We start from the raw sequence: 16,643 nt of genomic DNA on the forward strand, positions 1-16,643 counted from the left end.
GGAAAATCGGCGCGAATAGCAACCTTAAGGCCATCACATGAAATCGGTATTACTCGGCATTACGCTGCTGGCAACCGCGACCGGCGCGCTGGCGGCAGACAAACTGGTGAACATCACCAAACTGGAGTACGGCAAACAGTGGGCGTTCACCAAGGAAGAAGTGACGCTGCAGTGCCGCAGCGGCGGCGCGCTGTTTGTGCTGAATAACAGCACCCTGATGCAATATCCGCTCAACGACGCGGCGGAGCAGCAGGTGAAGAAGGGCCATCAGCGCGCGCAGCCGCTGGAGGTGATCCTGCTGGACGACCCTGCCGAACCGGGGAAAAAAATGAGCATGGCGCCGTTTATTGAGCGCGCCAAGAAGCTGTGCGCTGACTAACCGCTTGTTTGCCAACGCCTTGCCCAGCGTGCGCAGATTGATGCGCATTTGCCGCATAGTTATTTCGTCACGAAACTATCACGCAGCCGCCGGGCGGCTGGCAAAACTGGCGCGGTAGGCTACTCTTAAAGTGCACGGCTGAACAAGCCCTGCATTAAATGCCAACTTTTAGCGCACGGCTCTCTCCCAAGAGCCATTTCCCTAGACCGAATATAGGAATCGTATTCGGTCTTTTTTTGTTTATCGTTTTAAAACAGTTGGTTACAGATAAAACAATCACTTATCACGCCTCCTGTTATACCGCATTACACCCTTTATCTTCCTCTGTCGCCACTTTGCCGCCATTGGAATCCGCCGCGATTGACGGCTGCAACCACATCATTGATGTGCTCTTAATCGTTTTTTCCATAAGAAATAGTTTTTAATGCGTAAAAATTGCATTGCTGTCATGATTTCTATAGCATCTATAATATTAATTATTGTTTTAATTACTAATTTTCTTGGAGGAGAAGGTGAAAGAAGCATTGCGTTCATTGTTACCAACTATATGTATATTTTTAATATTTATCGTAATAGTGACTTCATTATCATTTTTCTGGGGGAATTATAATAACAACCATTACCCGTATGGTTCAAACTCATTTTATAATTTCGCTTTTCTGCAAAGTCTTTTAATTAACCTTAACTCTTCAATTGTGGATTTTTTGGTGTTAGGCGTAGTTGTCATTTTTTTCGAAAGAAGAAGAGAACACACTAGCAAGCAAAATTCTCTGATTGATGACTTAAAGGATTATGCATCCTACTCTTCAGAAGAGATTAATTTAAAAAAGGCAGGATTGCTTAAAAGATTAACTCAGGCCAAGGTGAAAAAACTTAATATACAAAGGATTATAATAACAAAAACATCAATTAAGGATGTAAAATTTTACTCTGGGGATATTTCCGGATCTAGTTTTGAAAAATCAAAAATGAGAAGGGTCTTTCTAAATGATGTGATATTGAAATCTGTCAATTTCAATGAGGCTAATTTAGATGGATGTCATTTTAAAAATTGTAATATGTACAATGTCAAAATGAAAGATGCCAGTGTTACTGGAGTTCAACTTAATGAATCTAGTTTGGTTAATGTTCAGTTTAATAATTCAAATTTGAAAGGTTGCGATCTAAGGAACTGTGATTTGAAAAATGTAAACTTTGAAGATGCTAACCTCTGCCGTGTAAATATACGGGGTGCAAAAAATATAGATATAGATGCGCTAGTTAAGGCTAAAAATCTTAATTATATGATCGCAGAAGATAATGTGCTAGAAGAAATAAAGAAGAAGAGACCGGAAAGTATTCACCAAACTAGACGGCTTTAGGGAATCGAACCCTATGGCTAAGGAACTTAAACCTTAGTTGACCCGCATCATGCCTCCAGACAAGAGTTATAATCGAATCTTTTGACTGGAAAGTCAAGTTTTGGAGAAGAATTAAGGCCTCTCATTCTCAGAGGGTGGGAGGCCTGCCAGCGGATTTAGTCTTAGAGTTTCCTCTAAATGGTCTGGCGCGAAATGGGCGTAGCGCATCGTTACCCTGATATCTGAGTGCCCAAGGATGCGCTGCAAGACTATGATATTCCCCCCACCCATCATGAAGTGGCTAGCAAAGGTATGGCGGAGCACATGCGTCATTTGTCCTTCTGGCAAGGTTATATTCGCCAGTCGCAGAACTCGATAAAATTGCTTGTAGCAAGGTTCAAACTCCTTTTCATCCAGTATTGTGAGCTCGTCATATAATTCTTTCGAGATGGGGACCGTTCTGTTTTTCTTCCCTTTGGTGTTGGTATACGTGATTTTATATTTTGATATCTGCGATGGCCTTAGTTTTGCGGCCTCATTCCATCTGGCGCCAGTTGAGAGGCATATCTTAACGATGAGTGTTAGCTCTGGGTTGCCATGAGTATGGCAGGCGTTTATCAGTGCTTTTATTTTCTCATTGTTCAGCCATGCCATTTCCTTTTCTGGCTGATCGAACTCCCTGATATTTTCCAGGGGGTTCGGCAAAGACCATTCCCCCAATCTTTTTAATTCGTTGAATACAGCCCGCAAAAAAGCTTGTTCACAGTTAACCGTTCCTGTGCTGACTTTCCTTGTTTCAAGACTGGTGCTATAGCCGTTATCGATTTCTCCGCGCAACCGCTGATCGCGATAATGGGCCCAATCCCGCGCAGTAATCTCCGACGCTACCGGATCACCCATGCCGTTACAGATAATGACCAATTTGCCAAGTCGGCCTTTTTTGTCATTTAGCGAGCAGCCATGCAGCCTATACCACAGATCGATCAACTCGCTAAGTTTTCGCTTGTCTTCCTTATCGCCCAGCCAAGGCTTGGTCTTTGCCTGGTCGAGCTGATAGCTCTCGAAGGCGAGTGCCTCCCCCTTGGTGGCGAATTGCTTACGGGTACGCTTGCCGCCCCTCCCGTTGTGATAGAACTCGCACAACCACTTGCCGGTGCTCAATTTTCTTACGGTCATACTCGCAGATCCAGTGAACCAAATTACATATTGAATACTGTATATAATAACAGTATTCAATGTTTGTGTGCGGCTGGTTCAAACATGGATCAAAAAACCCGCCGGCGGCGGGTTTATGGTTAGAAGTGCAGGGCGGTTTGGCCAGACTTGGATGGGTGCGGTGGCGCTGGGTCAACCTGACCGGGCTTAACAATGGAGCGAACAAAAGTTTCCATCGTGATAAAGACATGACTGCAATTCACGTTTGTGCATTGGTTGTAACGCTCTTTTGTCGTTGCTGTCACTTCGTTACTACTGCGGGTGTGCGCCGCATGGCCACACAAAGGGCATCGCATCATGATATTAGCCTCTGCTGTATCGATATGCATACAATAGCACGATGTTTGAAAAAGCGAATATTAAACTTGCAAATCACTCCATATCGAGATCGGTTATCTTCACTTCAAGCTCCAGTGCCGTGGTAAATCCGCCATCTGCCACTGTGTGCGTTACCGTTGTAATCGTCCAGTTTGCAGCGTCGATCTGACGCTTGAAACCCTTTACTGATACCGGTACTTCCGGGTAAAGCTCTGCCCGGCCCTTGGCCAGCGTAATTGAGAATTGCGCGGCGCCGCGTTGGATTCGTTCCCAGTTTGCCTTGGCTGCCCGGCGAGCGTTGGACGCATTTGCGTAGGTCCGGCTCAATACATAAACGTTATCGTCGGTGCCTACCAGGTATTCTCCCTGTTTATCCTGGGCTGGCACTTTTGCGGTGGTCGTCTTACGCTTGCGCTTCCTCTTTACGTTTACCGTTTGTGGTTTTGCCGTTTTTGTGTCGAGCCAACTGGCTGAAACGCCGGTATAGGCATCTCTGTCGGCCAGGGTGAATTGGTGCTCATCGCCGTCAGCGCGCACGATTGTCATTGCCGGTAGCGGCCTGCCGCTGGCGTTCACGCCTTGGCCCTGCTTGATGAATAGCAGTCTTCCATATTTTACTGCAGCAATCGCACCTACGCGGCGCGCCAGGCGCATCAAGAAGCTGCCATCTGATTCATTCGTTTGGTCGATGTGGTCGATAGTCATGGCGGCCATTTGCGGACTGATGGCCTGCTCCAGTTTATGGCGGGCTGCAAATTGTTTAACGATCTCGCCGATGGTGGTTTTTGAATATGACTTTTCACGCTTGATATTAAGCGTGTTCCTGAAGTCGGCGCTTCTGCCGCGCAGTGTCACCTTGTCTGGCGCGCCGGAATGGCCAATCTCGTCAATGGTGAAGGCGCCTTTATTGATCATTGGTTCGCCTTTCCAGCCCAATTGCAGCTCCAATTGGACACCGCGCGAAGGCAGATCAACAGCGCCATCGGCATCGTCAAGTTCGATATCAAGCTGATCCGCCTCGAATCCGCGGTTGTCTGTCAACGTGAGAGATATCAGCCGGCTTTCCAGTCTTGTGGTTATATCCTTGCCATTAAGAGTGATCTTGAACGCGGGCGTGCTATCCCGGCCGCTTAACCAGTCTGGCGTGTTCATGAAATAAGCCCTCCAATAGCTGTTGCCGCCTGATCTTTCATGATACTAAGTTGCTCTTGCAGGTCGCCGAGCATGGTGCCCAGGTCATCATCCACGCGCTTTAACTTAAGCGTGAACTCAATGCGCCTGGCGCCGCCATCCTTGAAGAATACGGACTTGTTAAGGTCTAGCCCTTCAATGACAAACATCCCGTAAATGGTCCCACTGCCATCCAGCAAAGACCACGCCTTGCCGAGATCGGCGATTGTTTGCAGGGCTAGCAATGACAGGCGGCCGCCGGTGATTTCCGGCAGCAACACGCCGCTGAGTGTAATGGTGTCGTTTTCTGGGCCTACATATTGCGCTGAAGGGCGCTTCCCAACGCGGTTGTTGGTTGGGTAGCGCCATGCCATTTGATGCTGCAGCTCCTGATAGGGGACCGTTTCAAGCATAAAGACATATAACCCGAGTGCCATCATCATAATTCCCACCCCAGATCTCGATCAGAAAAATTACTGCGCGCCTTGGCCGCGTCTTTCTGCATGTGCTCCCGGAGCGCTTTCACGGCATCTGTTGCAACAGCTTTGCTGTTCTGGTTGTTCCTCGCGTCAACACTGAGATCGATCTTCGTCTGGTAGTAGAAGTTACCGCCGTTTGGCGCCTTCACTGGTTTCATGCTTGAGCCGGTAAAACGAATGGCCATATCATTTGCCGTGTAGCCTGTTGGGGCTGGCTCGCCCACAGAACCATATTTTTGGGCGATGGGGTTATTTTTTAGCAGCTCATTCGTTTGGGCTAATGCCTCGTTTTTTTGCGGCAACAGGTCCAGTTTTTCAAGCAACCATTTAAAGCCATCCATGACGGCGCGCAGCGGGGCGGTGATAACGTCAAGCCCTCGCTTCAGACCAATGCCAATTTTTTCAGCTGCGCTACTGGCCGCCCGTTTTATTTCTTCCCAAGTTTCGCTGGCTTTGCCGCTTATGCTGGTCCAGACGCCCGAAATGTAATCCTTGATGGCCTGCCACTTCTCGCTTGTATATGCACTGATGCTGTCCCACAGCCTTTTAAATTTTGGCCCCAGGGTTTCCCAATTCATCCAGATATAGATTGCGGCGGCGGCGATGGCTGCAGCCACAGCAAGGATAGGGTTTGCTAACATCATTCGACCTACCCAGATAATGGCAGTACCCACACCTTTTATAGACCTGGCCAACATGCCCATCACCGATGGCCCCTTAATCCCCAACATTGTCAGAGAAAACCGCAGCAGGGCGAATGGCCCAAGGATTGCTGCAACTCCAATCATCATCCCACCAAGCGCAACTGTAACCAGCGTAACAACCGCCGCCGTCTTAACAAACGCTGCAGCCAGCTTTGGGTGGGTTTCAATAAATTTCCGAGCCCATCCAATTCCACGTTTAAACCAGTCGTTCACGTCCATCAGTGGCTCACGCAAAGGCTCGCCCAGATCACTAAACATGTTTTTTGCGGTGGTCTTTAGCAGAAGAAATTGGGAGGACAAAGAATCTTTATCGATATTCGATTCCCTCTGCATAGACCCCTTGGCCCGGCCACCCTCGACCAACGCCAACTGGCGATCTAATTCGCCGATGTTATTTGCTAACTTGGCAGCGTCGTCGCCAAACTCTTTGCCAAAAAGCATTGTCATTGCGCTTAAGTGCTGCGAGGCCGGCAGTTTCTTTATGCGTGATAGGACATCTCTAATTGTGCCTATTGCATTCGTCGCTATGCCTTTTTCCAAGTCCTTGGCATTTAGCCCTAATAGGCTCATTCCCTGAATGAAACGCTTGCCTTGCATTGAAGCAATGCCCAACTCACGCACCATTGCCTTACTGGCTGATGCCGCCACTTCTGGTTGTGTCCCCAAGGACAGGAACGTCGAAGCCAGTGCAGCGGCTTGTTTATAATTCAACTTATCGGCAACATCGCCCATGCGCTGCAGGACGTTAATAATGTCAGCACCTTTTGATTGTGCGTTGTCGTCCAGGTAGTTCAGGGCGTCGCCGAGTTCTTCGATCCTTTGAGTTGGTACATGATAGAGGAATGCTATTTTCCCCAAATCATCGGCAAGTTGATCGGCGGGTAATTCGAACGCCTTTGCAGCCTTGGCAGATGTTGCGGCGAAAGAAAGTAAATCAGCTTTCTGTTTTTGCCATGGATCCTTATCGCTAGATACCCCCATTCGAGCACCGCCCTCCACTAATGCGGCGAAATCTGCAGCACCGTTTTCCATTGGGAGTTGCTCTGATGCCGCCTTTATTGCTTGCTGCATTTCGTGATATTTGGCTGTGCGCTTACCGTTATCATCCAATAGGGGGTTAACCTGTTTAGCCACGCCTTTCATCGCGTCTTCAATAGAGCTATAGCTTTTCACGGCAGCTAAAACAGGAGCACCCATGGCTACACCTGATGCAACGGTTGCGGCTCCGGTTCCAGCAATGTTGTTTCTCAGCTCTCTGGTTTTGTCATATTGCGCTTTTGCGGCGTTCATTCTGCGCTGTTGCTCGCCAGCGCGTCTCAGCTGGCGCTCCTGCTCCTGCAGCATCCGGTTATAGCGGGCGGTTTCGTTGGCGATTCTGTTGGTGGCGCCGGCGCCATCGGTGGCAGATATCCCCATGCGGTAAAGCTCGGATCGCACACGGCCCATCTGCGCGACTTCGCTCTTTTGCCTTTGCTCCAGCCGGTCTACCGCGCGCCACTGATCCTCCAGGGTTTTGGTCTGCTTTTTGGTGGGGTTTTCAAGCGCGCCCATTTCGCGCGTCATCATCTGGGCTTTCAGTCTGGCGCCGGCCAGTTCGTCGGCTGTTTTCTTAATGGATACCTGCAGCGAATTGAAGGTGTTCACCTGGTCGCCGGCGGCGCTCAGTCTCTTCAGTTCATCACGGGAGTTTTTGACGGCAGCGGCCAGCGCTTTATTGCTGGCCTGCATGGTCTTAAAGGGGCGGGTGATTTTGTCCACCGCGTTCAGGATAACCTGCAGTCTTAGATTGCGGTCACTCATCACTTTCTCCGCTTCGAATCAGTGCCCGGTGCCGCCAGTCCCAAAGTTCGGTTAAGGTGAACGGGTACATTTCTGACGGCGGCCAGTGGAAGATGGCGGCGATATCCGCCATCAGGTCTTCAATGGTTAAACCGGCCGGGATTCCAGTGCCGATTTCGGTAACAAAAAACTGACGATGCCGCCGGCCAGCTGCGTAAAGTCAGCCGGATCCATTTCGCTGATTTCCTGCGGCGTCAGTGAAGGTGTGGAAACGCGCGGCAAGACGGTTGCCACCGCGGAATAATCCATTTCCAGCAGGTCGGCCAGCTTCACACCACGCAGCGCGCCAGACTGCGGCTTGGTTAGGGTGATCTCAGTGATTTCGGTCTTGCCGCGCTGAATTGGGGTGTCCAGTGGCACTTTGGTCGGTTCGGTCATTTTGTTGTGCTCCGCGATTTTCAGAAAGAAGAGGGCGCCGGCGTTCCGGCGCCGCAGGAATTACAGGCCGATGGCTTGGCGGTGCTCAGCCAGGCGGTCGACGCCACCAAAGCTTTCGATCATGTTCACCGTGTCGATCTCGCAAATTTCTTCGCCGGCGATGGTCAACTTGAAGTAGGTCACTGCGGTAGAAATTTTGGTGCTCGAGTTTTCGCCCTGCTTGTGCTCGCCAAAATCCAGCTCTTTATGGCGGCCTCGGATCACCGCTTCAACCGCCTGGACTTCGCCGGTGTCGTCGCGCTGAATTGAGCCGGTATAACGCAGCATGACGCCATCCAATTTTGCGACGCCCATCTGCTTAATCGGCAGGGCTTCGATGCCGCCAATTGTCCATTCAACATCAAGCGCGTCGTCGTCCAACCCCAGATCGACTTTGGCGCTACCGCTCATGCCGCCGCCGCGGTAGTTCTCAAGCTTGCGCGTCAGCTTTGGCAGCGTCAGGGACTCAACGATCCCCTGCCAGTTGTTCCCCTCATTGAAGAGGTTCAGGTATTTCAATTTGCGTGGTAATGCCATTGAGTGCCCCTTAGCTGTTCACGTTCTGGGTGAAATTGACCAGGTACTGATCAGTGATGCGCTGGCGTAATAGCAGATTTTCCAACGGCGGGACCGGCGTATAGTCGTAATCAATGACTAACTTCCCGGCTTTCAGCGTGTCTTTATCGTTCGCTGCGTCATCGATCCAGGCGTTGCCGTCGATGATGTAGCCGGCTGATTTCAGCTCACGGAATTTGGCCTTGATGCCTTCCAGGATATCTTTGGCCAGTGACGGGTGCAGTGGAATGTCAACGGCCCACATGTGCGCCTCTGCCATTGTGTCCGCCAACACCTGCGCAGTGCGGGTGTAGTTTTCAAACTGGAACAATGGATCATCGGAACAGGTGCGGGAACCCCAGAACTTATAGCCATCCTTGCGGATCAGCGTGGTGACATCGTTCTTGTTCAGCAGGTTGGCATCGGTGGCGCTGTCTTGCAGATCCCAAAACACATCTGCACTGATGCCGGTCACGCCATTAACGCCGACGTTTGACAGCGTTTTGTGCCAACCGGTCTGCTGGTCAATTTTGGCGCGCAGCCCCAATGCGCGGGCGGTTGCGAAGGCCGTCGCGTCTGCATTGGTCACAGTGTCCCAACTCAGAAAGTCTGGCCAGATCAGCATGGCCTCGCGCTGGCTGAAATTTTCGCGATACGCGATAGCTTCGGAAACCGTCTTGCAGCCATAGGCACTCAGATAGGCGAATGCGCGCAAGCTCTGTGCTACTGACAGCAATTCAGTGGCGACGGCCTTACTGTCGTGACCAGGCACACCCAGAATGCGCGGCTTCACACCTAACAGACTTTGCACAGCCAGCAGGGCTTTCATGCCGGTTTTTTTGCCTTCAGCGGTCACGCCGCCGATGATATTGGTTGTCGTCTCGGCTTCGGTTTCGCCCTGGGCGACACGCACTACAACAGTGGCTGGCTTTGCCTGATCGGCGATGGCATCCAGCGAGCGGGCGAGGGTGCCGGTTTCACCGGCCTTGCCGCTGGCGGCCAGGACGTCGGTCAACAATACTGGGGTGTTGAGTGGGAAAGCCGCAGCATCGGCATCGTCGGCGGTGCAGACCATCCCCACAATTGCGGTGCTTACGGTTGTGATTGTGCGGGTGCCCTCGTTAATTTCGAGGACACGAACGCCATGATGATAATCTTCAGCCATCGGGCGGATCTCCGGTTCCGGTTAAGGTTTCTCCGCTATGGTGTTCGCTGATGGCGTCTAGTGCATGCGTTGGGCATTGTGTGGCGACTGGCACAATGCCCGGGTGGGTTGCTGTTAGCATCTAAGTTTGACGGTATGGCCAACACAGTTATTTATGGCTGTACTGCAGGAAAAAATAAAGCCCCACATCGGGGCCTTGCTTACGCGGCGCGATACCAGCACATCAACTTGATGTGGCTTTCAACAATGCTGAATTCATTGCCGCCGCCGACCTCGGCAGACGTCAGATTGATGCTGTGGCCGTGCTTACCAATGTCTACCGCGTGATTGTGCTTGCCGATCTCGACGGTGTGGCTGTGCTTGCCGTTCTGACTTGTCCACCTCCGGGTGCGGTGGCTGTCATTGTCCGAACCGACGATGTAATCGCCATCCCACGCCTCACCCGGGGCATCCATGCCGCCCTGATGCGCGTGTTCGCCGCCTTCTGACGTCCATTTCGTACCGTGGTCAAACTCTGACGCCCATTTTGTTCCGTGGTCAAACTCGCCCACCTGGCCGCTGATGCCGTGGTTGTGCGCCGGCATGTTTTCAACGCTCAGTGTTACCGTGTCCGAACCGCCGGCGGTCAGCACATCCGAGCCATCGGCCTTGCCGATGCGGATCGTTTTATTCTCGCCTGTATAGATCCAGTTGGTGCCCGGCCACTTCTCGTTAGGGTTCAGGTTCGTCGCAAAGAAGATACTGATACCCGGCGGGTAAATGTCATCAAATGCCGCTTTGCTTTCCGCCAGTGCGTGGGCGTCGTCCGCCCGGTTCTTCGCTTCGCGAAATTTCGTGTCGACGTAATCCACGGTTGCGATGATGACCGTGGGGTCGATCAGTAGCTGCACATCCTTTGTGCTGCTGACGGCCAGCTCAACACGGATCACCGAATTGCGCCCCGAGCCTTCGGCAAGATGCGATTTGTAGCTGTCCGGCAAGCTGCCTACGGCAACCAGCACGCCATCATCTGCATAAAGCCCGACCTCCCTGATCCAGAAGCCGCCGAACTCCGGCGGAATTATCATTTCTGCGCTGATCACGTTGGCCGATTCGCTCACGATAGTCAGCGCGTTGAGCGCGGCGCGGTATTGCTCGCCGATAAGTCCTTCCTGGGATGGTGACGGCGTTGGTGTGGCGCCGGCGCCATCGCCGACGGCCATTGTGCTGATCGCCATAGGCTGACCGGTCTGCGCGGCCAGCGCCAGCTTGGCGGCGCCGGTATGGGTCAGGATGCTGAAGAATTCCGGCATGATCCCCCCTTACATGCCCAGCTTAGACAGGGCGACGGCGTCGCTGTCGTCTGCCGTATGCAGGAAAATGGCTTCGCGCAATGTGCCGTAGCACGGATTTACCTTGCCGCCGGTAAACGTGCTGCCGACATAAATCGGCTGCGGGAATGACGTCAAATCAGCCAGCCGCCCCGTCGTTGACGTGTCCTTTGCCTTCAGCTCGCCCGCTTCGTAGCCGCGAATTTCGCCGTCGGCGACGTCAAACAGCGCTGCCGAGGGAACGTAATCCGCATATGGGGTTCTGACCGCGCCCATGGCGATACCATTCACGCCCGAGCCATTCCAGGTGCTGTCGCGCGTGCCGTAGCGCCATGCCTCAATGTCCCGCTGCTGATTGGTGATCTGCGTGCGTAAATAAGCCATCGGTAGCCCGGCGATGCTGATGCCCACCAGGATGCCCAGCGAGTCCGCACGATCGTTATCCGCCATGCGGCCGCTGATGGCATATTGCCCGCTTCGCTGCACGCGATGGTTTTTCTCAGATCGCAAATACGCGCCGCCGTTGCTGGAAATCTTGATGATCACGCCCGGCGCGTCGCCGCTGTCGTCATACAACACTTGCGCGCCGTCACCCTGCATCACGCTGATGTAGTCATCGTTCGCGAACAGGGAATACAGCTTGCTGACCTCCTTGTTCGCGTTCATCTTGACGCCGAACGCCGGGTTAATGGCACTTTCAACCTTGCCGTAGATACCGTTGTCGAGTAACCAGGTAATGCGCGCCATACAGCCGGCTTCATCGGGGATCACTCCGCCGTCGGCCAGCACGCGGGCACGGTGCGCAGCAAAAATGGCCTGGTCATCCAACACATAGGCCGACAATTTCAACGCCGGGCGGCCGCCGGACGGGTAAGGGACACCGCTGTTAAAGCCGAGAGTCATGCTTTTTCTCCTGATAATGGGATGCGATCCAGCGTCATCCAGTTGTAAAGCGGGAAGGGCGCGCCGTTGCGCGTGATTTTCTTACTGACCATGGGCGATGAATCGCGCAGGCACGTCAGCGGGTAAGTTTGGCCGTTAGCGTGCTGCGTCTTGTTGTTGAAACCGACGAGCAGAAAATCATTGGCGGCCGGTGCTTTATCGCAGGTGATGCGCAATATTTTCCCGTCCACCACGTCAACGCTGAGGATATCGGCGGATTTCAGCTCCAGCGAAAGCCCCTGATTTTTTACGTCGCCAATGAATGCGTTATCGATAACAAGCGGTGGATACGGCATTTTGCAGCGCGCTTCGATGACACTGCCTGTCACGGTGACCGACTCGATCGTCGTGTCCGTCCAGGTGCCTTTTTTCTCGTCATCGTACAGATGCCAGTGAACCGCCTGCGCCTGGTATTCGCCCTGCAACACTTTACCGGCGGCATTGATATGGCTGAGTGAACCGTCGCTATACAGCCAGTTGAGCGGATATTTCGGCCCGTAGCAGATGGCGTTTGCATGCCGGCGCACGTATTCGCGCTGATCGACGGCAGAAATGGAATAGGGCTGCGTGATGACCTCTTCGCCGAGCGGGTTGCCTTCCTCGTCTACTGCCTGCGCTTTACTGTTAAGTCGGCTCCCGACCTGGCCGATCACGATCACAATCTCGTCGGTTTGCCCGGTGATCGCTTTGTAATCCGCTATCCGGCGCGGGAAATAGGTTTCTTCTTTCGCCAGATAATCACCTGGTAGCAGGTTGTCGCCGTTGTCGTTGTCGGTTTCGCCATGTTCAAGCAGTAAGACGACGACCTTGCATTTTTTCCCTACCGCGTCAGCGATTTGTTTCGCACGTGTCACCATGTCGATGCCGTTCTGATACGGCACGGTGCCGGGTGAGATGTTTGCGAATGACTGGCCGCCGGCGGCAGCTGGCGCGTGGAAAAATACCGGCCATGTCTGGCCGTTCTCTGCCAGCTTATCGAGCAGGGTGTAGGTTCGCGGCAATGAATGGCCCTGTCGCCAGCCTGCGGCGGGATATTGCAGATCGTTGGCCGTGTCGCGATCGTCGTCGGTGACGGCTTTGAGATTGCCGCCCTCGGGGCGGCCGTTAGCCAGCGCCAGCGCGTAGCCGCGATAGCGCGGGTCGTAATTCATGATATTGATATTCGATCCGTTGTGGCTGTCGAAGGACGCCGCCAGCGACTGGCCGTCCTCAGTCGTGATGTGCATCTCGCCACCCGGCACCATTTCGCGCTTCGACTTGATGAACATCACCGCATAGCGTGGCGTGTTCTCTCCCCCCGGCAGATAACTGAACAGCACCGCATCGGGGCCGAGATTGTGGGCTGACACGACGGGGTGATCGTTCCACAGAAGCTGCTCGCCGATATGCAGGGCTAATTTTCCCTCTGCCGGCCGGATGTTGGCGGAAATATAGTCCTGCACGGCAGTGGTGCCGAGGCCGGTCAGTATTAACCCGGCATCAGCCGCGCGCAGGCCATAGATGATCCTGGGGTCAGCGTCTTTTGAAACCAGCAAGGAGTGCCAGCCCTGAATGCGGCGGGTGATTTTTGTCGACAGCAGGCCGCCCAGGCGCTCCTGTAAAACATCGTCCATCCACGGCAGACGCCACGCGCCATTTTTCTCAATTAGTCCATAGGAATCATCACCGTTTTCAGCCGCAAAGAAATAAGCCAGCCCTGGATAACGATTGGTTTTATTTTTTGGCAAAATGCCCAGCAAATAATCCTGAACGGCCGCTTCTAACCCGCCCAGCCATAACCCGGATTGATTATCAAATGCGCCATAGGTTTCATCAGGCCCGCCCCCGGCATTAAAAATGATTGGATATTTATCAGAGTGGTATCTTTTAATCGGCTTGATTCGGTTTTCCAATGTGCCGACTGCCTGCATGGTTGATACTAGCTGCGTCAGGATCTCCGCGAGGTAGTTGCCGGAGGCCAGAAAACGCCCGGTTGGTGTGGCCAGACCGTTGATGTTCTGATATTCGTCCATCCAGTGTTTGTCATCAGTCGATCGGACGTTAAACAGGACATCTGCGGGCAGCTTGCCGTTGTCAATATCGCGCTGGGCATCTGACAGGGTCTTATACCAACCCTCGCCGAGGCTGATCGTCGCCATCAGTGAATCGAACAAGTTACGCAAATACTGTGTACGGGCGGCCAACTGCCCGGCCTGAATATTTACCGCGCCGCTTTCGCCACCCTTTACCCGATCGCTGTCTTCGACCTGGTTAATGGATTCTTCCCATTTTGACTGTTCGTTTAATTTACTCATCGCTTGCGTTCCCGGTGTAGACATAATGGCCGCTGTGTTTAATTTTGCCGTCATAGTAAAGGGGGATATCGGGCGTTTTCCCTGCCGGATATACCGTCAGTATTTCCCCGCAATAACTGGCTACAGCGCTATAAATTTTTCCGCGCGTTATTGTCTTAATATTCAATCCCGCTATATGTCGGCTGACTGGTTTTGCATCACCGATCAAGCGCTCCAACTCTTTCACAATTTCTTCAGTGATCCCAACTTCGAGAACATCAATCGTTAAACGAAATGTGCCTGCAGGGTCAGCAACCTCCCACCATTCCGCGATCGTCATGGTATACCCCATGTTTTCGATCACCCGCTTAATTGCCGCGACCGTCCCTTTGCGGCGGTGGATGTAAAATGCGTCTTTAACAGCCCTTCGCTTCTCTGCCTCTGTCCACTTTTCATCCCACCTATCGACCGAGAAAGCCCAGGCCAGGTACGGTAGAAACACAATCGGGCATTTGTCCGGATTCCACAGGTCGCGCAGGGGCACTTTTAGATCACTAACTGCAGTGCATGCCTCCGCCGCGCGGCGCTCAAGCGGTGAGGAACCAGGTGGGAGCAAGCTATTCATCCGATCCACCAATTACAACGCGGGCATCTGTGCAGTTGGCGGCTTGCGTTTTGTCCAACACCACATCGGCAGGCGGATTGCGTAGCTCTACACGCTGTACGCCCTGAGTGTGCAGTGCTGCATAAATTGCTGTTAGGCGGATATCGCGCCCAAGGCGCCGCTGCTCGTTGATATAGGCATTCAGGCGCTTTTGTGCGTCGGCAAGAATTGGTTCTTGCGCTGGCCCCGGATAGACATAAAGCACGGCGTCAATCCCATAGTTGATGATGCTGGCAGATTGAACTGTGAGGCGATCAGCTACAGGTCGTACTGCCTGATCGTTAAGTGCAGCGTCAACTTTCGCCAGCAATTCGGGGGAGGCCGTTCCGTCCCCTTCGCGGGAAAGAATCGTGACAGTGACCAGCGCCGGCGCCGGGCTGGTCGCCGATGCATCTGCAACTTTTCCATCTGCGCTTAGTGCGTGAAACTCATAGGCGCCGGTTGGTCCTGCGACGCTCATTCCCTCGAATGCCGCCGGGATGCGCTGGCGAAAATCTGCATCAGACTCCATCACAGCCTCAACTGGCGGGATGGCTTCGCTGTCTTCGGGGATAATTGTCAGGCGCGGCGTGTTGTTGTTGGCGCCAAGCTGGTCGAGGTCGCTACCGATGGCATACGCCACCATCACGGCTTGTGCAGCCTCGTTGATGCGCTGGCGTAACAGCATTTCCCGATAGGCATTTTCCTGCAGCAGCATCACGATCGGCTCAGATTCCAGCTCCAGAGTGCGTGCTATGGCCTCGCGCTGCTCTTCAGGATAGAGCTCAAGCAGTCGCGCCTTTCTTTCCTCAAGCAGGTCTTCAAAGCTCAGGGTTTCCACTACCTGGGGCGGCGGCAACTGCGAAAGGTCTATTACGCTCATGATGCGCTCCCGTACGGAATTGAAATATTGATGCTCGCCGTTGTGTCGTTCCTGCTGCCGGATACATCCACAATCATTTGGCCGTCAATCTGCGTGGTCACAGTGACGGCCGTTAGTGACACGCGCGGTTCCCAGCGATTGATAGCGCTGTATGCTGAGGCCATCAGCTGCAATCGGGTTGTGTCGTTTTGAGGCTGGTCGATCAGCTCGGACATCAGCGAGCCGAACGGGCGCCGGGTGATCCTGCTGCCGATTGGAGTCAGCAAAATTTTGCTGATTGATTGACGAATGTGATCGATATCTTCGACGGCGCGGCCGTTACTGGTGTTCATGCCCTGGTACATCATTTCACCGGCCCTCCCGATATTCCGCCACCTGTCTCTACGCCATCGTGCGCATGCTCATCAACGACGACGCCATTAGATGTGAGGCGGCCTCCGCTGTGGGTGATGTTGCCTGTCATTGTCCCGCCATCAGTGACTAATAGTTGAGCCGTTTCCAGCAACTGAGTGCATGTGACTTTTGGTGTTTCCAACCTGATCCCTGTCGCCGCCTTAAACAGCGCTGTTTTCACACCCTCCACGGTCAGGGCGCCATCTTCGGGGTCATAGCTGAACCTTGCACCGTCGGGGAACTCCGCAACCAAGGCACTCTCCGAATCCGAGGGGGCCGAGTGAGCGTCCGAAAAAATGGCCGGCAGAACAAAGGCTGTTGTCAGCTCGCCGGCCATACTCAAAATCAGCACCTGCTCCCCGACTGATGGCGCCCACCATGTGCGCGCACTGCCTGCGCGCATGGTCAGCCATTTGAGCGGCGTGGTTTCAAGCGCGCCGGTTTGTACACGGCATAGGCCGTTCTCTGTATCGACCTCGGAAATGGTTCCGATTCGGATCAGATTGGTCAGCAGGCGCAGGAGTTCAGAAAGTTGAGTATTCATTGGCACAGCCTGCCATGCGCGCGGCGCGGGCTGCATGTTGCGGGCATTGTGTGGTGTCTGGCACAATGCCATTT

Annotated in this window: 17 protein-coding genes and 1 pseudogene; 2 read left to right on the forward strand and 16 right to left on the reverse strand. The window is 53.2% G+C overall.

The window, feature by feature from the left end; translation table 11 throughout:
- The first annotated feature begins 37 nt into the window (after positions 1–37).
- Positions 38–379, forward strand: coding sequence for a YebY family protein (locus ACTJJ6_RS02365; protein ID WP_049300694.1), 342 nt, complete (start codon positions 38–40; stop codon positions 377–379).
- Positions 380–891: 512 nt separating this feature from the next.
- Positions 892–1,740, forward strand: a complete 849-nt coding sequence (locus tag ACTJJ6_RS02370) for a pentapeptide repeat-containing protein (protein ID WP_440801912.1) — start codon at positions 892–894, stop codon at positions 1,738–1,740.
- Between the two features lie 111 nt (positions 1,741–1,851).
- Here the strand turns inward: ACTJJ6_RS02370 and ACTJJ6_RS02375 are convergent, their stop codons facing one another.
- From ACTJJ6_RS02375 to ACTJJ6_RS02450, 16 genes and pseudogenes are all read right to left on the reverse strand, one after another.
- On the reverse strand, positions 1,852–2,895 hold the full coding sequence (locus ACTJJ6_RS02375; protein ID WP_440801914.1) for a phage integrase: 1,044 nt from the start codon (positions 2,893–2,895) through the stop codon (positions 1,852–1,854).
- 119 nt (positions 2,896–3,014) lie between these two features.
- Positions 3,015–3,233 carry an ogr/Delta-like zinc finger family protein gene (locus tag ACTJJ6_RS02380; protein ID WP_071844562.1) on the reverse strand — a complete coding sequence of 73 codons (219 nt, stop codon included), beginning with the start codon at positions 3,231–3,233 and terminating at the stop codon, positions 3,015–3,017.
- A gap of 73 nt (positions 3,234–3,306) precedes the next feature.
- Positions 3,307–4,404, reverse strand: coding sequence for a phage late control D family protein (locus tag ACTJJ6_RS02385; protein WP_440801917.1), 1,098 nt, complete (start codon positions 4,402–4,404; stop codon positions 3,307–3,309).
- Positions 4,401–4,865 (reverse strand): phage tail protein, encoded by a 465-nt coding sequence (locus ACTJJ6_RS02390; protein ID WP_197640583.1) that lies wholly within the window; start codon positions 4,863–4,865, stop codon positions 4,401–4,403. The genes ACTJJ6_RS02385 and ACTJJ6_RS02390 overlap by 4 nt, the downstream gene beginning before the upstream one ends.
- A gap of 686 nt (positions 4,866–5,551) precedes the next feature.
- Positions 5,552–7,405, reverse strand: a pseudogene (locus ACTJJ6_RS02395) (phage tail tape measure protein); the annotation flags it as partial.
- Complete coding sequence (locus ACTJJ6_RS02400; protein ID WP_071844561.1) at positions 7,398–7,517, reverse strand: GpE family phage tail protein; 120 nt, start codon at positions 7,515–7,517, stop codon at positions 7,398–7,400. The pseudogene ACTJJ6_RS02395 and the gene ACTJJ6_RS02400, both read right to left, overlap by 8 nt.
- A gap of 14 nt (positions 7,518–7,531) precedes the next feature.
- Positions 7,532–7,822 (reverse strand): phage tail assembly protein, encoded by a 291-nt coding sequence (locus ACTJJ6_RS02405; RefSeq protein ID WP_174136920.1) that lies wholly within the window; start codon positions 7,820–7,822, stop codon positions 7,532–7,534.
- A gap of 60 nt (positions 7,823–7,882) precedes the next feature.
- The gene (locus tag ACTJJ6_RS02410) at positions 7,883–8,398 is read right to left on the reverse strand and encodes a phage major tail tube protein (protein ID WP_308354568.1); all 516 of its coding nucleotides are present in this window, start codon (positions 8,396–8,398) and stop codon (positions 7,883–7,885) included.
- A gap of 10 nt (positions 8,399–8,408) precedes the next feature.
- Entirely contained in the window at positions 8,409–9,581 is a 1,173-nt protein-coding gene (locus ACTJJ6_RS02415; protein WP_440801923.1) for a phage tail sheath protein, read from the reverse strand.
- A gap of 200 nt (positions 9,582–9,781) precedes the next feature.
- The gene (locus ACTJJ6_RS02420) at positions 9,782–10,873 is read right to left on the reverse strand and encodes a phage tail-collar fiber domain-containing protein (protein ID WP_440801925.1); all 1,092 of its coding nucleotides are present in this window, start codon (positions 10,871–10,873) and stop codon (positions 9,782–9,784) included.
- Positions 10,874–10,882: 9 nt separating this feature from the next.
- A complete protein-coding gene (locus ACTJJ6_RS02425; protein WP_440801928.1) occupies positions 10,883–11,794 on the reverse strand; it encodes a hypothetical protein in 912 nt (303 codons plus the stop codon).
- Positions 11,791–14,127 (reverse strand): hypothetical protein, encoded by a 2,337-nt coding sequence (locus ACTJJ6_RS02430; RefSeq protein WP_440801931.1) that lies wholly within the window; start codon positions 14,125–14,127, stop codon positions 11,791–11,793. Before ACTJJ6_RS02430 ends, ACTJJ6_RS02425 begins: the two co-directional genes overlap by 4 nt.
- Positions 14,120–14,731 carry a phage tail protein I gene (locus ACTJJ6_RS02435; protein ID WP_308354563.1) on the reverse strand — a complete coding sequence of 204 codons (612 nt, stop codon included), beginning with the start codon at positions 14,729–14,731 and terminating at the stop codon, positions 14,120–14,122. The genes ACTJJ6_RS02430 and ACTJJ6_RS02435 overlap by 8 nt, the downstream gene beginning before the upstream one ends.
- Positions 14,724–15,632 carry a baseplate assembly protein gene (locus tag ACTJJ6_RS02440; protein WP_440801933.1) on the reverse strand — a complete coding sequence of 303 codons (909 nt, stop codon included), beginning with the start codon at positions 15,630–15,632 and terminating at the stop codon, positions 14,724–14,726. The genes ACTJJ6_RS02435 and ACTJJ6_RS02440 overlap by 8 nt, the downstream gene beginning before the upstream one ends.
- On the reverse strand, positions 15,629–15,979 hold the full coding sequence (locus tag ACTJJ6_RS02445; RefSeq protein ID WP_440801935.1) for a GPW/gp25 family protein: 351 nt from the start codon (positions 15,977–15,979) through the stop codon (positions 15,629–15,631). The genes ACTJJ6_RS02440 and ACTJJ6_RS02445 overlap by 4 nt, the downstream gene beginning before the upstream one ends.
- Positions 15,976–16,569, reverse strand: a complete 594-nt coding sequence (locus ACTJJ6_RS02450) for a phage baseplate assembly protein V (RefSeq protein ID WP_197640607.1) — start codon at positions 16,567–16,569, stop codon at positions 15,976–15,978. The genes ACTJJ6_RS02445 and ACTJJ6_RS02450 overlap by 4 nt, the downstream gene beginning before the upstream one ends.
- Positions 16,570–16,643: the final 74 nt, after the last annotated feature.

The sequence above is a fragment of the Serratia sp. 22278 genome (assembly GCF_052045405.1).
Classification (GTDB): Bacteria; Pseudomonadota; Gammaproteobacteria; order Enterobacterales; family Enterobacteriaceae; genus Serratia; species Serratia marcescens.

Excerpts from the sequence above, each read along its gene's own strand:
- ACTJJ6_RS02365 (WP_049300694.1), top strand. The coding sequence starts at position 38 with ATGAAATCGGTATTACTCGGCATTACGCTGCTGGCAACCGCGACCGGC.
- ACTJJ6_RS02375 (WP_440801914.1), bottom strand. The coding sequence starts at position 2,895 with ATGACCGTAAGAAAATTGAGCACCGGCAAGTGGTTGTGCGAGTTCTAT.
- ACTJJ6_RS02380 (WP_071844562.1), bottom strand. The coding sequence starts at position 3,233 with ATGATGCGATGCCCTTTGTGTGGCCATGCGGCGCACACCCGCAGTAGT.
- ACTJJ6_RS02385 (WP_440801917.1), bottom strand. The coding sequence starts at position 4,404 with ATGAACACGCCAGACTGGTTAAGCGGCCGGGATAGCACGCCCGCGTTC.
- ACTJJ6_RS02390 (WP_197640583.1), bottom strand. The coding sequence starts at position 4,865 with ATGATGATGGCACTCGGGTTATATGTCTTTATGCTTGAAACGGTCCCC.
- ACTJJ6_RS02400 (WP_071844561.1), bottom strand. The coding sequence starts at position 7,517 with ATGGCGGATATCGCCGCCATCTTCCACTGGCCGCCGTCAGAAATGTAC.
- ACTJJ6_RS02405 (WP_174136920.1), bottom strand. The coding sequence starts at position 7,822 with ATGACCGAACCGACCAAAGTGCCACTGGACACCCCAATTCAGCGCGGC.
- ACTJJ6_RS02410 (WP_308354568.1), bottom strand. The coding sequence starts at position 8,398 with ATGGCATTACCACGCAAATTGAAATACCTGAACCTCTTCAATGAGGGG.
- ACTJJ6_RS02415 (WP_440801923.1), bottom strand. The coding sequence starts at position 9,581 with ATGGCTGAAGATTATCATCATGGCGTTCGTGTCCTCGAAATTAACGAG.
- ACTJJ6_RS02420 (WP_440801925.1), bottom strand. The coding sequence starts at position 10,873 with ATGCCGGAATTCTTCAGCATCCTGACCCATACCGGCGCCGCCAAGCTG.
- ACTJJ6_RS02425 (WP_440801928.1), bottom strand. The coding sequence starts at position 11,794 with ATGACTCTCGGCTTTAACAGCGGTGTCCCTTACCCGTCCGGCGGCCGC.
- ACTJJ6_RS02430 (WP_440801931.1), bottom strand. The coding sequence starts at position 14,127 with ATGAGTAAATTAAACGAACAGTCAAAATGGGAAGAATCCATTAACCAG.
- ACTJJ6_RS02435 (WP_308354563.1), bottom strand. The coding sequence starts at position 14,731 with ATGAATAGCTTGCTCCCACCTGGTTCCTCACCGCTTGAGCGCCGCGCG.
- ACTJJ6_RS02440 (WP_440801933.1), bottom strand. The coding sequence starts at position 15,632 with ATGAGCGTAATAGACCTTTCGCAGTTGCCGCCGCCCCAGGTAGTGGAA.
- ACTJJ6_RS02445 (WP_440801935.1), bottom strand. The coding sequence starts at position 15,979 with ATGATGTACCAGGGCATGAACACCAGTAACGGCCGCGCCGTCGAAGAT.
- ACTJJ6_RS02450 (WP_197640607.1), bottom strand. The coding sequence starts at position 16,569 with ATGAATACTCAACTTTCTGAACTCCTGCGCCTGCTGACCAATCTGATC.